Below are 384 nucleotides of genomic sequence, written 5' to 3' on the forward strand. Positions count from 1 at the left end.
GGCTAGAACGAACACGTTATTGGGTCCTGGGATCACAAACCCTGACTTTCGGGTTGGGTGTGGTTTCAACCAACAGGACCAACCCCGGTACTGACTGGCAGCTGTGTGTTGTCTGGTGGTGGTGGGTGTTTGGTAGTGGTTTGAGAATCGTATAGTGGACGCGAGCATCAAATAACACAATTGTGTTGTTTATGTAATGTGATTTTTCTTGTCATCATCTAGTTAGGTGAATGAAATAATTTTTCGCGCGCATGAACCAATCCCGGTGGGGTTGGGTGAGTGTGTAAGAGCGCATGGTGGATGCCTTGGCATCAGGAGCCGATGAAGGACGTGGAAATCTGCGATAAGCCTCGGGGAGCCGATAAACAGGCGTTGATCCGAGGG

General features: G+C 49.7%; 1 rRNA gene. It reads left to right on the plus strand.

The annotated features are described in order from the left end of the window. Positions 1-273: 273 nt before the first annotated feature. Positions 274-384 (plus strand): 23S ribosomal RNA (locus CHM34_RS18810); the annotation flags it as partial.

The organism is Paludifilum halophilum, from assembly GCF_002245355.1.
In the GTDB taxonomy this organism is placed as follows: Bacteria; Bacillota; Bacilli; order Thermoactinomycetales; family DSM-45169; genus Paludifilum; species Paludifilum halophilum.